Annotated in this window: 16 protein-coding genes and 1 pseudogene; 15 read left to right on the top strand and 2 right to left on the bottom strand. The window is 71.0% G+C overall.

Annotated features, from left to right (window positions below; genetic code table 11):
- Nucleotides 1–724, top strand: a 724-nt coding sequence (locus ABZ646_RS22660; protein WP_360521706.1) for a tetratricopeptide repeat protein, incomplete at its 5' end; no start/stop codon positions are given.
- 62 nt (nt 725–786) lie between these two features.
- On the top strand, nt 787–1,449 hold the full coding sequence (locus tag ABZ646_RS22655) for an HAD family hydrolase (RefSeq protein WP_360521703.1): 663 nt from the start codon (nt 787–789) through the stop codon (nt 1,447–1,449).
- Here the strand turns inward: ABZ646_RS22655 and ABZ646_RS22650 are convergent.
- Complete coding sequence (locus tag ABZ646_RS22650) at nt 1,430–2,710, bottom strand: transcriptional regulator (protein ID WP_360521700.1); 1,281 nt, start codon at nt 2,708–2,710, stop codon at nt 1,430–1,432. The genes ABZ646_RS22655 and ABZ646_RS22650 overlap by 20 nt on opposite strands.
- 179 nt (nt 2,711–2,889) lie before the next feature.
- Here ABZ646_RS22650 and ABZ646_RS22645 point away from each other — a divergent pair, with 179 nt between their 5' ends.
- From ABZ646_RS22645 to ABZ646_RS22615, 7 genes and pseudogenes are all read left to right on the top strand, one after another.
- Nucleotides 2,890–3,381 (top strand): hypothetical protein, encoded by a 492-nt coding sequence (locus ABZ646_RS22645; protein WP_360521697.1) that lies wholly within the window; start codon nt 2,890–2,892, stop codon nt 3,379–3,381.
- Between the two features lie 43 nt (nt 3,382–3,424).
- The gene (gene tgmA, locus ABZ646_RS22640; protein ID WP_360521694.1) at nt 3,425–3,691 is read left to right on the top strand and encodes a putative ATP-grasp-modified RiPP; all 267 of its coding nucleotides are present in this window, start codon (nt 3,425–3,427) and stop codon (nt 3,689–3,691) included.
- Between the two features lie 3 nt (nt 3,692–3,694).
- Nucleotides 3,695–4,696 carry an ATP-grasp ribosomal peptide maturase gene (gene tgmB / locus ABZ646_RS22635; RefSeq protein WP_360521691.1) on the top strand — a complete coding sequence of 334 codons (1,002 nt, stop codon included), beginning with the start codon at nt 3,695–3,697 and terminating at the stop codon, nt 4,694–4,696.
- A 28-nt stretch (nt 4,697–4,724) separates the two neighbouring features.
- A complete protein-coding gene (gene tgmC / locus ABZ646_RS22630; RefSeq protein ID WP_360521688.1) occupies nt 4,725–5,873 on the top strand; it encodes an ATP-grasp peptide maturase system methyltransferase in 1,149 nt (382 codons plus the stop codon).
- A 322-nt stretch (nt 5,874–6,195) separates the two neighbouring features.
- Nucleotides 6,196–6,489 (top strand): hypothetical protein, encoded by a 294-nt coding sequence (locus ABZ646_RS22625; protein ID WP_360521685.1) that lies wholly within the window; start codon nt 6,196–6,198, stop codon nt 6,487–6,489.
- A gap of 81 nt (nt 6,490–6,570) precedes the next feature.
- Nucleotides 6,571–7,204, top strand: a pseudogene (locus ABZ646_RS22620) (class I SAM-dependent methyltransferase).
- 174 nt (nt 7,205–7,378) lie between these two features.
- A complete protein-coding gene (locus ABZ646_RS22615; RefSeq protein ID WP_360521683.1) occupies nt 7,379–9,298 on the top strand; it encodes an N-acetylmuramoyl-L-alanine amidase in 1,920 nt (639 codons plus the stop codon).
- Nucleotides 9,299–9,378: 80 nt separating this feature from the next.
- Here the strand turns inward: ABZ646_RS22615 and ABZ646_RS22610 are convergent, their stop codons facing one another.
- Nucleotides 9,379–10,227 (bottom strand): LysR family transcriptional regulator, encoded by an 849-nt coding sequence (locus tag ABZ646_RS22610; RefSeq protein WP_360521680.1) that lies wholly within the window; start codon nt 10,225–10,227, stop codon nt 9,379–9,381.
- A gap of 104 nt (nt 10,228–10,331) precedes the next feature.
- Here ABZ646_RS22610 and ABZ646_RS22605 point away from each other — a divergent pair, with 104 nt between their 5' ends.
- The 6 genes from ABZ646_RS22605 to ABZ646_RS22580 form a co-directional block, all read left to right on the top strand.
- The gene (locus tag ABZ646_RS22605; RefSeq protein WP_360521677.1) at nt 10,332–11,069 is read left to right on the top strand and encodes an SDR family oxidoreductase; all 738 of its coding nucleotides are present in this window, start codon (nt 10,332–10,334) and stop codon (nt 11,067–11,069) included.
- 36 nt (nt 11,070–11,105) lie between these two features.
- Complete coding sequence (locus tag ABZ646_RS22600) at nt 11,106–12,278, top strand: serine hydrolase domain-containing protein (RefSeq protein ID WP_360521674.1); 1,173 nt, start codon at nt 11,106–11,108, stop codon at nt 12,276–12,278.
- Nucleotides 12,279–12,344: 66 nt separating this feature from the next.
- A complete protein-coding gene (locus ABZ646_RS22595) occupies nt 12,345–12,887 on the top strand; it encodes an MOSC domain-containing protein (protein WP_360521671.1) in 543 nt (180 codons plus the stop codon).
- Between the two features lie 104 nt (nt 12,888–12,991).
- On the top strand, nt 12,992–13,501 hold the full coding sequence (locus tag ABZ646_RS22590) for a SigE family RNA polymerase sigma factor (protein WP_360521668.1): 510 nt from the start codon (nt 12,992–12,994) through the stop codon (nt 13,499–13,501).
- 78 nt (nt 13,502–13,579) lie between these two features.
- Nucleotides 13,580–14,860 (top strand): hypothetical protein, encoded by a 1,281-nt coding sequence (locus ABZ646_RS22585; protein ID WP_360521665.1) that lies wholly within the window; start codon nt 13,580–13,582, stop codon nt 14,858–14,860.
- Between the two features lie 90 nt (nt 14,861–14,950).
- A partial coding sequence (locus ABZ646_RS22580) for a hypothetical protein (protein WP_360521662.1) occupies nt 14,951–15,205 on the top strand: 255 nt, incomplete at its 3' end.

Below are 15,205 nucleotides of genomic sequence, written 5' to 3'. Positions count from 1 at the left end.
CAGCCTGAGCAACCACGCCGGCGCGCTACTGGAAACCAGTCTGTCCGAGGACAACGTCTGGCTCATCAGGCTACGCCAACGTGTGGGGCGGGCGCTTTACCGACTTGGGCGGTTCGAGGAATCCGAGGCCGTTTTCCAGCGAGCTCTGGAGGACTGCGAACGGACGCTGGGACCCTCGGCACCGGACACGCTGGCGGCGTGCGCAAAGCTGGCCAGTCCTCTCGTCGTACTCGGGCGAAGACCTGATGGCATCTCGCTGTTCCGACGAGCAGCAGAGGGATACCTACGCACACTCGGCGCCACGCATCCCCGCACGCTCAACGCACGATCGAACCTTCTGGAAGTGTCCACGCAGCCCGCAGACGTGGACGCAGGACCGGGCTTGGTCATCGAATGCCGTCGTGAAGTCGGGGAAGAACACACCATCACGCTCGGAGCAGAACTCAACTGCGCCTTTGCACTCAATCGCGCCGGGCGCCCGGCAGAGGCCCTGCCGCACATTCGATCCGCCTTCGCGAAATTCTCACACCGCTATGGCGCCGATTACCCGATCACACTCAACTCTCGCCAAACATTGGGTGTGATTCTGCACGCCCTCGGCGAAAAAGATGAAGCGATCGAGCATATGGAAATGGTCGCACAAGGTCGGACCAGGGCCCTTGGGCCGAACCATCCGTGGACGATACACGCCAGGGAACTCCTGGACACCTTTCGAGAATCCTAGGGAAAATACCGACTTCGCATCGACCCGCCCACTTCCTCGGTCCACCCGGCTACCCTCCTCCCATGATCCACGCAGTCGTCTTCGACGTAGGTGAGTGTCTGGTCGACGAGACCCGGGAGTACGGGACCTGGGCCGACTGGCTCGGCGTACCTCGTCACACCTTCCACGCGATGTTCGGCGCTGTCATCGCCCAAGGCCGCGACTACCGAGACGTCTTCCAGGAGTTCCGGCCCGGGTTCGACCTCTACGAGGAGCGGGAGAAGCGGGCGAGCGCAGGGAAGCCGGAGTCCTTCGGGGAGGAGGACCTCTACGCGGACGTCAGGCCTGCGCTCGCCGCCCTGCGGGAGAACGGGCTCTGGCTCGGGATCGCCGGGAACCAGACCGTCCGGGCGGGCGGGATCCTGCGGGAGCTGTTCTCCGGTGATGTCGATCTGATCGGTACGTCGGACGACTGGGGAGCCAGCAAGCCCGACCTCGATTTCTTCAAGCGGGTCGCCGACGCCGTGCCGTTCGACGTCGGTGAGATTTTGTATGTCGGGGACCGCTGTGACAACGACATCCGGCCCGCACGACAGGCTGGCATGCAGACCGCCCTCGTGCACCGCGGGCCTTGGGCCACCGTCCAGTGGAACGGGCGCGAGGCCAGGGACCTCCCCACCTTCCGGGTCGAGGGACTGCTTGAACTGCCGGGCCTGATCCGTCACTTCAACGACCCAGCGCGCTGAGGGTCGTCGACCAGTCGTACAGGCGGTCGTCGAGGTCGCGTACGCAGCGCTCGGCCTGATGGGGGGCGAGCGCTCGGCGTACCTCACGCACGCGGTCCATGCCCGTCGCGTACCAGGTGACCGCCAGCTGGTCGAGGGCCTTGGCCGCGTACTCGCACGCCTGCTCCGGGTTTCCCGACGCCGCTTCCACGGCGGCCAGGTCGCCGTACACCACCGAGCGCTGCTTGTCCTCGGACGGTGTCATCGCGTCCCGGGCCCGCAGCAGGCTCTCGCGGGCCTGCGGGAGATGGCCTGCGATCATCTGCGTGTTGCCCTTGAAGGCCGCCAGGCGGGCCGGGGAGAACCAGTCCAGCCACTCCGGTGAGGGGTGCTCGTTCCCCGCTGCCAGTACGTCCTCGGCGTGCCCCAGGAGATGCAGCGCGGTACGGCTGTTGCCCGAACGTGTCTCGCATTCGGCCTCCACCGCGTCGAGCCAGGCCAGGAACTCCGCGGAGGCCGGTGCACGCCGTGCGTAGGTGCGCGCTGCCGTCATGCGTTCGAGCGCGCCGTCGCGGTCCGCCACCCATCCCGGGACGAACGCCATGTGCGCGATGATCGCCGAGCCGAGCAGCGCGTCGTCCGCCTCTCCCGCCGCCTGCAGTGCCAGCAGGAGGGTGTCGTTGGCCGTGGCCGGCTCGCGCAGGTCGAAGAACTCGATACGTCCTGCCAGAAGGTGGGTCTCCGCCAGCGCGGCCGCGACCTCCCGACGTGTCGAGTCCGTCGTCTCCGGCAGCAGGGCACAGCCCAGGGTCGCGTGTGCGACGACGGCCGGGTGCAGTTCGGCCGGTGCGACCGACCAGTAGAACCGACGGTGTGCGCGGGTCACCGCCATGAAGTCCGCACCGACCGTGGACGGCTGCGGTGTCACGACGACTCTCCGGGACAGCGTCGTCCGGCGTGCCGGCGCTGTCGGACCGCCGGTGGCCATGGTGCGCCGAACGTGCTCTGCGGTCTGTGGCCCGTCGGAACCCCACGGAGGCGTGAAACCCAACGCCTCCATGCTCTGTCCGAGCAGGTGGACAAGAACCCGTTGGCAGTCGGGCTGCGGCCAGGGCGGGTTGTCCGACTCCCAGCGGCGGACCTGTCGTACACCGATCGACAACCCTCTGACGCCCATGTCCTTGGCGTGCTTGGTCAGCGCATCCGCCAAGTCCTGTTGGGAGTTGAAACCCGCGGCTACGCGAGCGGCCTTGAGTCGGATGTTGCCGGTGGGCCTGGGCACTGAGCACCTCCTGCTACGGCTGTGCCCACTCTCCCACAGAGAGTCCCGTTTCAGGCATGTCATCCCTCTGAAGACGTCACGAAAGCCCTTAGTGAGTCCCTTTGACGGCCTTCTCAAGTCCTCGAAACAGGCGCTTGGTTACTGGACGCTTTGTGTCGTCCCCAGAACAGGAGGCAGTTGTGGACCCACAAGAGGCCCTGGACAGAGCGATCGCCGAGTGGCTGGCGCGGGCTCATCCGAACCCTGCGCAGGCCTGGCGCGAGTGGGCGGTCCAAGGAGTCGCGCTGTTGCCGCTCGGCGATCGGTTCGCGGCGGTGCGCATGGCGTCCGAGGAGGTGCACGCAGCGGTGGATTCAAGCAACCCGGACCAAGTCGCCGTCTGCCTCGGTCTCTTACTGGGCGGCTCGATCATCTACGACCGGCGTGCCACGGGCGGCACGTACTACGCCCTGATCCAAGGGCACGCCGGTTTGGTCTGGGCGTACGACGACGTCGCCACATGCCTGGGGCGCGGCACCTATCTCGGCGTACCACGACTCGACCGGCAACAGGCCCCCGGTACGTACTGGCTTGTCCCGCCGCGCTACGAGGGCGACCTGTGCACCCCGCGTTCCATCACTGCCCTGCTCAAGAGGGGGCGGTCACGGCTGGCCGCTCGCTCGGAAGTCTGACACTCCACCGCGAGGAACCTCGAAGGAAACGGTGAGAAAAGCTATGACGAAAACGGCAGTTCACGTGCCCTGGGCCCTGAGGTTGGTGACCGATCGGCTGCCCGTCGGGACTTCCGCGTACGCCTCCGTCGTGCTCGACGGCGTCTCGCAGACCGCCGTGTATGCGGACGCCTCCGGTCGGGTGGTCGAGATGGGGAAGCACGGGACGTCGAGGACGACGGGTACGGCGTCGGTCTCCGGTGGTGGGGACGGGCAGAAGCCCCAGGCGCAGACGCAGGACGACAACACGACCGACTACGAGTCGGACTGAGCGGTGGGTGCCACTGTTCTGGTACTCACCGCGCTGGAGGACGTCACCGCGGATCGGGTCGTCGAGGCTCTGAACGAGCGGGGTGCAACGGTCGTACGCGTTGATCCGGGGGATGTCGGGCCGGACCTTGTCTTCGGGTTCCGGCTCGGGCAGGAAGGCGGCTCGACGTGGGGTGGGCGGTTGCGTACCGCGAGCCGCGAGGTGGACGTGGGAGCCGTGACAGCCGTCTACTGGCGCCGGCCGACCCCGTACACCGCGCGCTTTGGGCAGTTGCCCCGCCAGTCGCGCGAGTTCGCCGTCGCGGAGGCACGTCATGGGCTCGGTGGTGTGCTTCACGGTCTGCGGGGTGCGTCGTACGTCAACCATCCGTCCGCCGTGGCCCGCGCCGACTTCAAGCCCGCCCAGCTCCAGAGGTTCGCCGCTCTCGGTCTGCGTGTTCCGGCGACACTGATCACCAATGACGTGGCGGAGGCTCGGAAGTTCGCGGCCGAGCACGAGCGTGTCGTCTACAAGTCGTTCCGTGGGCTGCCGGAGGGCGAGGACGGACGGGCCGGGGCGATCTGGGCCCAGCGCATCGAACCCGGTGCGCTGGACGACTCCGTCGTGGTGACCGCGCATCTCTTCCAGGCCGAGGTCCCGAAGAGCGGGGACGTACGGGTCACCGTGGTCGGGCGTCGGGTGTTCGCCCAACGGATCACCACGCCGGACGGTGCGCTGGACTGGCGCCGGGGTGACTGGGACCGTCTCGTCCACACACCCGTCGCCGTGCCCGGGTCCGTGCGGGCCGCTCTGTACGGCTACCTGGGCTCGTTCGGGCTGGTCTTCGGCTGCTTCGACTTCGCGCTCACCGGTGCCGGGACGGCTCCCGAGGACTGGTGGGCGATCGAGTGCAATCCGAACGGGCAGTGGGGCTGGCTGCCGGACGCCCCGGCCATCGCCGACGCGTTCGCCGAGATCCTGAGCAGAGAGGAGAACGAAGACCTTGACGACACCCGACGGGCCTGAGGCAAACCCGGTTCTGCTTCGACGGGAGATGGCGAGGGGGCTCGCGCGAGACGGGGCAGTGGTTGATCCGCGCTGGTTGGCGGCGGCGGATGACGTGCCCCGGCATCGGTTCGTGCCGGGCTTCTATCTGGCGGCCGACGAGACCGACGAGAACGGGCTGGTGGTGTGGGAGCCCGTCACCGCCGAACTCGACCACGGCAGGTGGCTGGCCGCCGCGTACTCCGATGCCACGCTGGTCACCCAGTTCGACGACCGGGAGCCGGACTGGAGCGCACCCGAGGTACGGCACGGTGGGGCACCCACCTCCTCCTCGACCCTTCCGTCGCTCGTCCTGAGGATGTGGGCCGATGCCGAGGTGAGTGAAGGGCACACGGTGCTGGAGATCGGCACCGGCAGCGGCTACTCGACCGCGCTGGCGTGCGAGCGCCTCGGGTCCGCCGACGTCACGAGCATCGACGTCGATCCGCACCGGCTGGCGGTGGCGGCCGACGCCCTGTACGGCTGCGGCTACACGCCGACCCTGGCTGTTGCGGACGGGTTGTACGGCTACTGGCCCGAGGCCCGCTTCGACCGGATCGTGGCCGCCTGTTCCTTCCGTTCCGTGCCGGACGCGCTCGTCGCGCAGACCCGGCCGGGCGGGAAGATCCTGCTCACGCTGTCGGGGTGGTTGTACGGGTACGCGCGCGTGCTCCTCACGGTCGCCGAGGACGGCACGGCTGAGGGGCCGCTGCTGCCGGGCACCGTCTCCTTCATGTCGGTTCGGGCGCACGCGGCACCGGCCTTCGGGAACCCCGCCCACTGGGCGGCGGGGCTGCCGGAGAGGGGCAGGCCGGCGCGGTACGGGCCCGAGCGGATCTCGGCCGCCGATCCGGAGGCGTTCCACCTGCGTTTCCTCGCCCAGTGCGCGGTGCCCGACGCCCAGATGACCACCGTGGAAGGGGTCGTGCACCTGGTCGACGCCGTCCGTGGCTCCGCCGCTTCGCTCACTCCGCGCGAGGGTGGGTGGGAGGTGCGGGAGGCGGGGCCGGTGCGGCTGTGGGAGCGCGTGGAGGAGGTCGTGGCCGCCTTCGACTCCGCCGGCCGGCCCGGACCTGAGCAGTTCCGTCTCCGGGTGTGCGGAGGTGAGCGGCGGCTGGCGCATCCTCAGATGTCCGGTCTTGAGTTGCCCGGGCTGTGAGTCGTGCCCGGGGCCGGTCGCCCGACGGCAATGGCCAGGGGGCGACGTTCCGGGCGGCCGTTGATCGGATCGGCTCCAGGAGGGCACGTGGAAGGCACACTTTCCGGGATGATCGTGTGATGGTCACCGAGCAGGCCCGCGTTCGCAGCGCGGGGCGGGAAGGCACGTCCGTGCTCAGCGTAGTCACCGATGACGGTTCCATCAGGGGCCGCCTCGTTCCCCTGGTCCGCGTGGGTGCCCGGTTCAGGAACGGTGTTCTGGTAGCGCGTGAGGGGGCGGCCGCGTGAGCGAGATCCCGAGGCCCGGCAGCCGTCGTAGCAGCGTGGAACTGCAGATCGACCGGGTCATCATCGCGTCCCTCGAACAGGCCACTGTCCATGTGCGCTGCCTGCGGGGACCGGTTCGTCGCGGTGCCCGCTTCGACCACCTCCGCGGGTCGGTACAAGCACTCGACCTGACACTGACACAGGTCCTCGTCTATGGGCATCGAGTGGCAGCACTCGACACGGGCGTCACCGCCTGGGTGACGCTCCGAGGAGAAGGCGTCCAACGCCTCATGCCGGGCACCCTGGACTCCGGATGGCAAGTCGTCCAAGGCACCAACCCGCCATCCTGATCCGGCGGTCCGGCGTTCCGGAATCCGATCGCTCCCTCGCGGCCGTGGCGGCGGTGCGCACGGGTGTTACCTTCCCTTCCCGTGACGGAGTACCAGGATGGGACAAGGGCCGCCTACGACGGGGTTGTTGAGCTGTACGCGTCGATGTTCGCCGATCGGCTGGAGGGACGTCCGCTCACGCGCAACATGATCGGCTCCTTCGCCGAGTTGGTGCGCGCGACGGGGAACACGCGGGTGGCCGAGGTCGGGTGCGGGCCGGGGCATCTGACGGCCATGCTGCACGACCTGGGGCTGAACGCCTCCGGGTTCGTTCGACCTCTCCCCGGGCATGGTCGAGTACGCCCGGCGGGCCCATCCTGCGCTGCGGTTCGACGAGGCGCGGATGGAGGCACTGCCCGTCGAGGACGGCGCGTTCGGCGGCGTGCTGGCCCACTACTCGATGATCCATACCCCGCCTGGGGAACTGCCCGCGCTGCTGGCCGAGCAGGCACGGGTCCTGGCGCCAGGGGGCCTGCTGCTGGTCTCGTTCTTCGCGACCGAGGGGCCGGAGCCGGTCCGCTTCGACCACAAGGTGACGCCTGCCTACAGCTGGCCGGTGGACCGTTTCGCCGAGCTGCTGGAAGGGGCCGGGCTCAACACGTTCGCGCGGCTGATCCACGACCCGGCCTCGGAACGTGGCTTCCTCGACTCCCATCTGCTGACCCGTCTCCGCTGATACTGCAACACGGTGGATCAACTTGTGGGACCAGCAGCAGCGGACCTCGGCGAGATGCCCGACTCCGGTGCAGACAGCGCAGAACCAGTCGCTGTGGGGCGTCGGTGAACCGATGTGTCGTCATGCTCGTCCTTCATTCCGGCATGTGACCCTCCGAGGGGCGGGGACCCTTTCATGAGACAGAGCAATCCCAGACGTGGTGGTGTGTCCGAACGCCGTCGTCCGGCCGTGCTGACCGCGGTCGCCGCGCTCGCCGTCGCGGGTGCGGCGGCCGTGCCGGTGCCGGCGTCGGCGGCCGGTGGGGCCGCGGGTGCGGCGACCACCTTGCAGCAGGACTTCGCGGCGGCCGCCGACGCCTACCACGTGCCCCGTCAGGTGCTGCTGGCGGTGGCATACCAGGAGTCGGCCTGGGACACGCACGCCGGGGCGTACAGCACGGACGGCGGGTACGGGCCGATGCACCTCACGGACGTCACCCCGGCGATGATGGCCGGGGGCGGCGCGGGGGCGGCCGGGCGTGGGGAGTTGGCGAAGCTGGCCGCCGATCCGGCCCTGCACACCCTCCAGGCCGCCGCCGAGCTGACCGGTCTGTCGGCGGCCCAGTTGCGCCGCGACCCGTCGGCCAACATCCGCGGCGGTGCCGCGCTGCTCGCCTCGTACCAGAAGGCCGCCACCGGCGCCGTCTCCGCGGATCCCGGCAACTGGTACGCGGCCGTGGCCCGTTACAGCCAGTCCGGGCGACGGCAGGGCGCCGCCGCCTTCGCCGGGCGGGTGTTCGCCACCATCAAGGCGGGGGCCGCGCGCACCACGGCCGACGGGGAGCGCGTGCGGCTGGCCGCCGACAGCGGTGTCCGGCCGGACACCGGGCAGTTGGCCGGCCTGCACCTGAAGGCCGCGGTGACCGCGGACACCGAGTGCCCCGCCACCGTCGCGTGCACCTTCGTCCCGGCGGCGGCGTCCAACGGCCAGGTGTCCGACCGCCCCGCCAACGGCATCCGCATCGACAGCATCGTCATCCACGACACCGAGACGTCGTACGACGCCGCCGTCAACATCTTCCAGCAGCCGAAGGGGACCGCCGCGCACTACGTCATGCGGTCCTCCGACGGCGCGGTGACGCAGATGGTGCCGACCAAGGACCTCGCCTTCCAGGCGGGCAACTACTCGACCAACATGCACTCGATCGGCATCGAGCACGAGGGGTACGCCGCACACGGCGGCACCTGGTACACCGAGGCGCAGTACGAGGCCACGGCCGAGTTGGTGCGGTACCTCGCCGACCGGTTCGGCATACCGCTGGACCGGCAGCACATCCTCGGGCACGACAACGTCGCCGGTCCGAACTCGTCGCTCGTCTCCGGCATGCACTGGGATCCGGGTCCGTCGTGGGACTGGAACCACTTCATGGGCCTGCTCGGGGTGCACACCGGGCGGCACGGCGTCGGCCCGGTCGGCTCGGTGGTCACCATCGCGCCCCGGTTCCACGAGAACCTTCAGACCGTGCAGATCTGCCCCTCCGACGACCCCACCCACGCCACCACCGCGTGCACCGAGACCCAGCAGCCGTCCAACTTCGTCTACCTGCGCACCGAGCCCAGCGACACCGCCCCGCTCTTCGGGGACCAGGCGCTGCACCCCGGTGCGGCCGGTACCGACCGGATCAACGACTGGGGCAGCACGGCGGCGGCCGGACAGCAGTTCGTGGTCGCCGACCAGGACGGTGACTGGACGGCCGTCTGGTACGGCGGCTCGAAAGTGTGGTTCTACAACCCGCACGGCTGCAACACCGCACCCGCGCACGGGGTGCAGGTGATCTCGGCGGCCGGTACGGCCCCGGTGGCGGTGTACGGCTCCAGCTACCCGGACGCGTCCGAGTACCCGGCGGGGCTTTCGCCCTCCACGCAGGCGCCGCTCAGCATGTACACCGTCCCGGCCGGTCAGGCCTACGTGGCCACCGTGGCGCCGTCCCTCACGGAGGACTTCTTCGCCTCCAGCGGCGCGGTCGTCACCGGGGCGAAGGCGATGTACACCATCCAGTACAACCACCGGGTGGCGCTCGTGTACGCCTCGGACGTCACCGCCACGGACGGCTGACGGGGCCGTCGGCACCGCGTAGGCAAGCACATGGGTGCCCAGGGGGTTCCGGCCTCCTGGGCACCACTCGTGTCCCGGGCTCAGAGGGCCGTCGCGGCCCTGACGAGTCCGGCGACCGCTCTCGACCTGCTGTGGGGCGGCCAGGCGATCACGGTGGTGACGGGCGGGGCGTCCAGGACCGGTACGGCGGCGAGGTCGTCGCGCAGCTGGGTACGGCAGGACTCCGGCGCCACCCAGCAGGCGCGGCCGAGTGCGATCAGCTGGTGCAGCTGGGCGTGGTCGCGGGCCTGGGGGCCGGGACCGTCCGGGTAGGTGCCGTCGGGGCGGGGCCAGCGGGGCAGGGGCAGGCCGGGCAGGTCGGTGACGTCGGCGAGCCGGACGTGGGGGCGGGTGGTGAGGGGGTGCCCGGCGGGGAGGACCAGGACCTGGTTCTCCGTCAGCAGTTCCTCGGTGTCGAGGCCCGCCGTGGAGTCGAACGGCAGGTGCAGCAGGGCCACGTCGGCGCGGCCGTCGCGCAGCATGTGCTCCTGTTCGCCGATGCCGCACAGGAGGAGGTCGACGGTGACCGCGTCGGGTTCGGCGGCGTAGGCGTCGAGGAGTTTCGCCAGGAGTTCACCGGAGGCGCCCGCCTTGGTGGCGAGGACCACGCCGGGGTGGCCGGTCGCGGCGAGAGCGGCGCGGCGGGTGCGGCGCTCGGCCGCCGCCACGGCGTCCAGGGCGGCGCGGGCCTCGCGCAGGAGCACCGAACCGGCGTCGGTCAGGGCCACCGCGCGGCTGGTGCGTTCCAGCAGGGTCGCGCCGAGGCGCCGCTCCAGCAGGCCGATCGCCCGGGACAGCGGGGGCTGGGCGATGCCGAGCCGCTCGGCGGCCCTGCCGAAGTGCAGTTCCTCGGCGACGGCCACGAAATAGCGCAGCTCACGCGTCTCCACCTCGCCATGCTACTGCGGTGGGCCAGGATCGATACCCGGTGGGTATCGCCGGCCACCCGATCGGTGTTGGCCGGGCCGGGGCCGCCGGGACCAGGATCGACGGTATGGACGAACAGGCGAAAGAACAGACGGTCGCGCTGGTGACCGGCGCGAACAAGGGCATCGGGTACGAGATCGCGGCGGGCCTCGGCGCCCTCGGCTGGCGGGTCGGGGTCGGCGCCCGGAGCGAGGAGGCACGCGAGGGTGCCGTGGCGAAGCTGCGGGCGGCCGGCGTGGACGCGTTCGGCGTGCCGCTGGACGTGACCGACGACGCGAGCGTGGCCGCTGCCGCCGCGCTGGTCGAGGAGCGCGCCGGACGGCTCGACGTGCTGGTGAACAACGCCGGGATCACCGGCGGCCCGGAGCAGTTGCCCACCACGGTCGACATCGCGGCGGTACGGGCGGCGGTGGAGACCAACGTGATCGGCGTCATCCGGGTCACCAACGCGATGCTGCCGCTGCTGCGCCGCTCGGCGTCGCCGCGGATCGTGAACATGTCCAGCAGCGTCGGCTCCCTCACCCGGCAGACCACCCCGGGCGCAGAGACGGGCCCGATCGCGGTGGCCTACGCGCCGTCGAAGACGTTCCTCAACGCCGTCACCGTGCAGTACGCCAAGGAGCTGGCCGGCACGAACATCCTGATCAACGCGGCCTGCCCGGGCTACTGCGCGACCGACCTCAACGGTTTCCGCGGCGTGCGCACCCCGGAACAGGGCGCGGCGATCGCGGTACGGCTCGCGACCCTGCCGGACGACGGCCCGACCGGCGGCTACTTCGACGACGAGGGGGAGCTGCCCTGGTGACGACGCGGAAGGCCGCCCCGGTGCCATGATGTGGGCATGACGGTGATCCACGGGGAAGTCGCAGTCGGGTTCGAGGGTGTACGGGAGGCGTTCGCCGCCAACTTCGCGCAGCGCGGGGATGTCGGGGCGGCCGTGTGCGTGTACCGGGACGGGCGGCCCGTGGTGGACCTGTGGGGCGGGGACGCCGATCCGGACACCGGGCGGCCCTGGGAGCGGGACACCTTGCAGCTGGTGTACTCGGCGACCAAGGGAGCCACCGCGACCGCCGCTCATCTGCTCGCGCAGCGCGGCGAGTTGGACCTCGACGCGCCGGTGGCCGCGTACTGGCCCGAGTTCGCCGCGAACGGCAAGGCGGACATTCCGGTGCGGTGGTTGCTGTCGCACCGGGCCGGGCTGGTCACGCTGGACCGGCCGGTGCCGCTCGGCGACGCGCTGGGGTGGGACGCGATGGTGGCCGCGCTGGCCGCGCAACGGCCGCAGTGGGAGCCGGGGACCGCGCACGGCTACCACGGGCGGACCTTCGGGTGGCTGGTCGGGGAGGTGATCCGGCGGGTGTCCGGCCGTACGCCCGGCCGCTTCTTCGCGGAGGAGGTCGCCGGGCCGCTCGGGCTGGACTTCTTCGTCGGGCTGCCGGCGGCCGAGCGGGGGCGGGTCAGCCGGATGGTGTACCCGAAGCCGGAGGTCGACCTGAGCACCGTACCGCTGGACGCCGTGCCGCCCGAGGCGCGCGAGTTCGTCGCCGCGCTGCAGGACCCGGGATCGCTGAGCAACCGGGCGTTCGCCCTCACCGACCCCGCCGAGATCGACTTCAACTCGGCCGAGGTGCAGGCCGCCGAGATCCCCGCCTCCAACGGGATCTGCACCGCGCGCGGCCTCGCCCGGATGTATGCCGCGCTGGTCGGAGAGGTGGACGGGGTACGGCTGTTCAGCCCCGGGACGCTGGCGGCGGCGACCGCGGAGCAGGCCGCCGGGGTGGACAGGGTCATCATGTTCCCGGTCCGCTTCGCCTCCGGTTACATGCTGCCCGTCGAGACGAACCCCCTGACCGGTCCGCGTGCCTTCGGCCATCCCGGCCGGGGCGGCTCGCTGGGATTCGCCGACCCCGAGCACGGCGTCGCCTTCGGTTACGTCATGAACAGCGTCGTCGAGGGCGCCGAGGACACCCGCGCGTCCGCACTCGTCGACGCGGTACGGTCCGCGCTGGCCTAGGGGGTGGGTACCGGCCGGCGTTCGCCGATCTTCCGCCCGGGTGAGCGCGTGGTTAGAGTCGGCGGCATGAACGGGGTCGTGGTCGCAGTCAGTCGTAACGAGGTCTACTCCTTCACCAAGCCGAACCGGGAGAGCATCACGCTGCTCGCCGGGCTCGGGGTGGAAGGGGACGTCCATGCCGGGGTCACGGTGAAACACCGCTCGCGGGTGGCGCAGGACCCGGACCAGCCGAACCTGCGTCAGGTGCACCTCATCCACGAGGAGTTGTTCACGGAGGTGGCGGGCGCCGGGTTCCGGGTGGGGGCCGGGGAGCTCGGGGAGAACATCACCACCCGCGGGCTGGATCTGCTGGGGCTGCCGACCGGGACGCTGTTGCGGATCGGGGAGCAGGCCGTGGTGGAGGTGACCGGGCTGCGCAATCCGTGCGCGCAGATCGACGGCCTCCAGCAGGGGCTGCTGAAGCAGGTCGTCGGGCGGGACGGGAGCGGGCGGACCGTCCGTAAGGCCGGGGTGATGAGCGTGGTGACGGTGGGGGGTGTGGTGCGGCCCGGGGACGTGATCCGGGTGGAGCTGCCGCAGGGGGTCCACCGGCCGCTCGAGCGGGTCTGAAACTGCTCTGAGTTTTCTTTGCGTCTCCTGAAACATTCTCCCCGGCCCACCGCATCAATGGGGTGGAGCGGTCGGCACGGTGCCGGGGACGGGGGAGCTTGCGGATGAGTCAGGGCAGCGGTGTGGAGGACTACGCCGAGTTCGCCGCGGCGCGGGCCGGGCACCTGTACCGGTCCGCCTGCCTGCTCACCGCCGGGGACACGCACCTCGCGGAGGACCTGGTGCAGGAGGCCCTCGGCCGGATCTACGTCCGCTGGGGGCGCGTCTCGCGGGTCGGCAACCCCGCCGGGTACGCGCAGACGGTGCTCACCCGGACGTTCCTCGCCCACCGGCGGCGGTTCAGCAGCCGGGAACGGGCGCGGGACTCCCTCCCGGAGCGGGCGGACGCCGGCTCCGACCCGTCCCTGCGGCTGACCCTCCTCGACGCACTCGCCCGGCTGCCCGCCAAGGACCGGGCCGTGGTCGTCCTGCGGTACTGGGAGGACCGGTCGATACACGAGACCGCGGACGTGCTCAACGTGAGTTCGGCCGCCGTCCGTACGCGGTGCGTGCGGGCCCTGGCCCGGCTGCGCGAGCTGCTCGGCGAGGACCTCGCCGAATACGCCCGCCCCTGACCTCAGACCTTCCCGACCTCAGACCTTCCCGACCCAAGACCTTCCTGACCCCAGACCTTGTGGAAACGGTGGTTCGTCATGCCCGTCGAGCAGCGGCACAGCGACAGCGACAGCGATCCCTTCGAGCGTGAACTCTCCGCCGCCCTGCACCACGCCGGCGCCGACTTCGACACCGACCGGGCCGCGCTGGCCGCCGCCGGGACGGTCCGGGGGCGGCGGCTGCGGCAGCGGCGGCGGGCCGCCGTCCTGGGCGGCGCGGCGGGGGTCGCGCTCGTCGGCGTGGGGGGTGCGCTGGCGGTGTCCTGGGACGGCCCGTCGTCGCCTGCGCGGCCGCCCGCCGCCGCGAGCAGCACCCCGGAGGCCGCCTCCTCCGCCGCCGCCGGGCGGGACGTCACCTCGGACGACATGATCCGCACGCTGGAGAAACTGCTGCCGAAGGGGACGTTCGGCAAGGCGCAGGGACGGGGCGTCGACAAGAACGAGCCGCTCGTGGATCCGTACGCGCAGGTCGTGTACGACGACGGGCACGGGGCCGCCGCCGTCAGCGTCGCCGTGAACCGGGTGCTGCCCGGCGGGTACGACGCCCGGCAGGCCACCCGGTGCCCCGACAAGGTCTACATCCCCTACGACAGTTGCGTCACCAGCCATCTGCCCGACGCCTCCGTCGTCACGGTGATGAAGGGGTACGAGTATCCCGACCGGCGGGTGGACACCAGGCTCTGGACCGCGAACCTGGTCAGCCCCGACGGCCACCACGTCACCGTCAGCGAGTGGAACGCCGCCGCCGAGAAGGACGCGCCGATCAGCCGGGAGCAACCTCCGCTGTCCGCGGCCCGGTTGAAGGTGCTCGCGGCCGCGAAGGAGTGGCGGGAGGTCGTCGACGCCATCCCTGAGGACCCCCGACAGACCCAGGAGCCGCCCGCCAACGTGGAGGGGGACGGCAAGGGGATCGAGCAGACCCTCGTCTCGCTGATCCCCACGTCGGTGAAGGTGGTGGGGCGCGCCAAGGGCGACGACGACGGTCAGTTCACCTACGTCGTCGTCGACGACGGGCACGGCCGGAGCCTCGTCCAGATCAACGTGCAGCCGGACATGTCCGACGTCGCGAACCAGCTGTTCGGCGCCGGGTCCGAGACCCTTCCCGACGGGACCCGGGTCGCCGAGCACAAGGCGCCCGGGGAGAAGGGGGTCGCCGGGGTGGTGATGTGGACCGCCGACACCATGCGCGAGGACGGTTTCCGGGTGGTGATCAGCGCCTTCAACGCCGACACCCAGCACAGCTCCCCGACCCGCACGGCGCCGGCGCTCACCATGAAGCAGCTGCGCGCGATAGCGCTCAGCCCGCGCTGGCGATCCTGAGGCCGCGGGGTTGACACGGGTCGGCTCAGGTCCGCTCGGCGGGGTCGCCGCCGGGTTAGCCTCGGGGAATCCAGACAGAGGGAGAGAGCAATGGCCAGGGTTCCCAGTTCGGTGATCGCCGCGGGCGGGCTCGTCGGAGGGTACGGCGTCGCGCGCTGGACGAAGCAGCGGCCGCTGGGCGGAGCCGTGCTGGCCGTCGCCGGGGCCGCGGCCGCGCAGCAGTGGCGGCAGCGGGCGGGCGGGAAGGCGGCCGGGGCGCTGTCCGCCGCGTACGTCGCCGCGTTCGCCGGGTCGCACCCCCTGGCCAAGAAGGTCGGCGCCTGGCCGTCCGTCCTCGGCGTGGCG

The sequence above is a fragment of the Streptomyces sp. NPDC007162 genome, assembly GCF_040634175.1.
GTDB lineage: Bacteria > Actinomycetota > Actinomycetes > Streptomycetales > Streptomycetaceae > Streptomyces.
Note: the sequence above shows the minus strand (reverse complement) of the source record. Positions and strands in the feature narration are given on the sequence as shown.

What these genes read in the sequence shown, in the direction of transcription:
- ABZ646_RS22655 (WP_360521703.1), top strand. Translation starts at nt 787, where the DNA reads ATGATCCACGCAGTCGTCTTCGACGTAGGTGAGTGTCTGGTCGACGAG.
- tgmA (WP_360521694.1), top strand. Translation starts at nt 3,425, where the DNA reads ATGACGAAAACGGCAGTTCACGTGCCCTGGGCCCTGAGGTTGGTGACC.
- tgmC (WP_360521688.1), top strand. Translation starts at nt 4,725, where the DNA reads ATGGCGAGGGGGCTCGCGCGAGACGGGGCAGTGGTTGATCCGCGCTGG.
- ABZ646_RS22615 (WP_360521683.1), top strand. Translation starts at nt 7,379, where the DNA reads ATGAGACAGAGCAATCCCAGACGTGGTGGTGTGTCCGAACGCCGTCGT.
- ABZ646_RS22605 (WP_360521677.1), top strand. Translation starts at nt 10,332, where the DNA reads ATGGACGAACAGGCGAAAGAACAGACGGTCGCGCTGGTGACCGGCGCG.
- ABZ646_RS22600 (WP_360521674.1), top strand. Translation starts at nt 11,106, where the DNA reads ATGACGGTGATCCACGGGGAAGTCGCAGTCGGGTTCGAGGGTGTACGG.
- ABZ646_RS22595 (WP_360521671.1), top strand. Translation starts at nt 12,345, where the DNA reads ATGAACGGGGTCGTGGTCGCAGTCAGTCGTAACGAGGTCTACTCCTTC.
- ABZ646_RS22590 (WP_360521668.1), top strand. Translation starts at nt 12,992, where the DNA reads ATGAGTCAGGGCAGCGGTGTGGAGGACTACGCCGAGTTCGCCGCGGCG.
- ABZ646_RS22585 (WP_360521665.1), top strand. Translation starts at nt 13,580, where the DNA reads ATGCCCGTCGAGCAGCGGCACAGCGACAGCGACAGCGATCCCTTCGAG.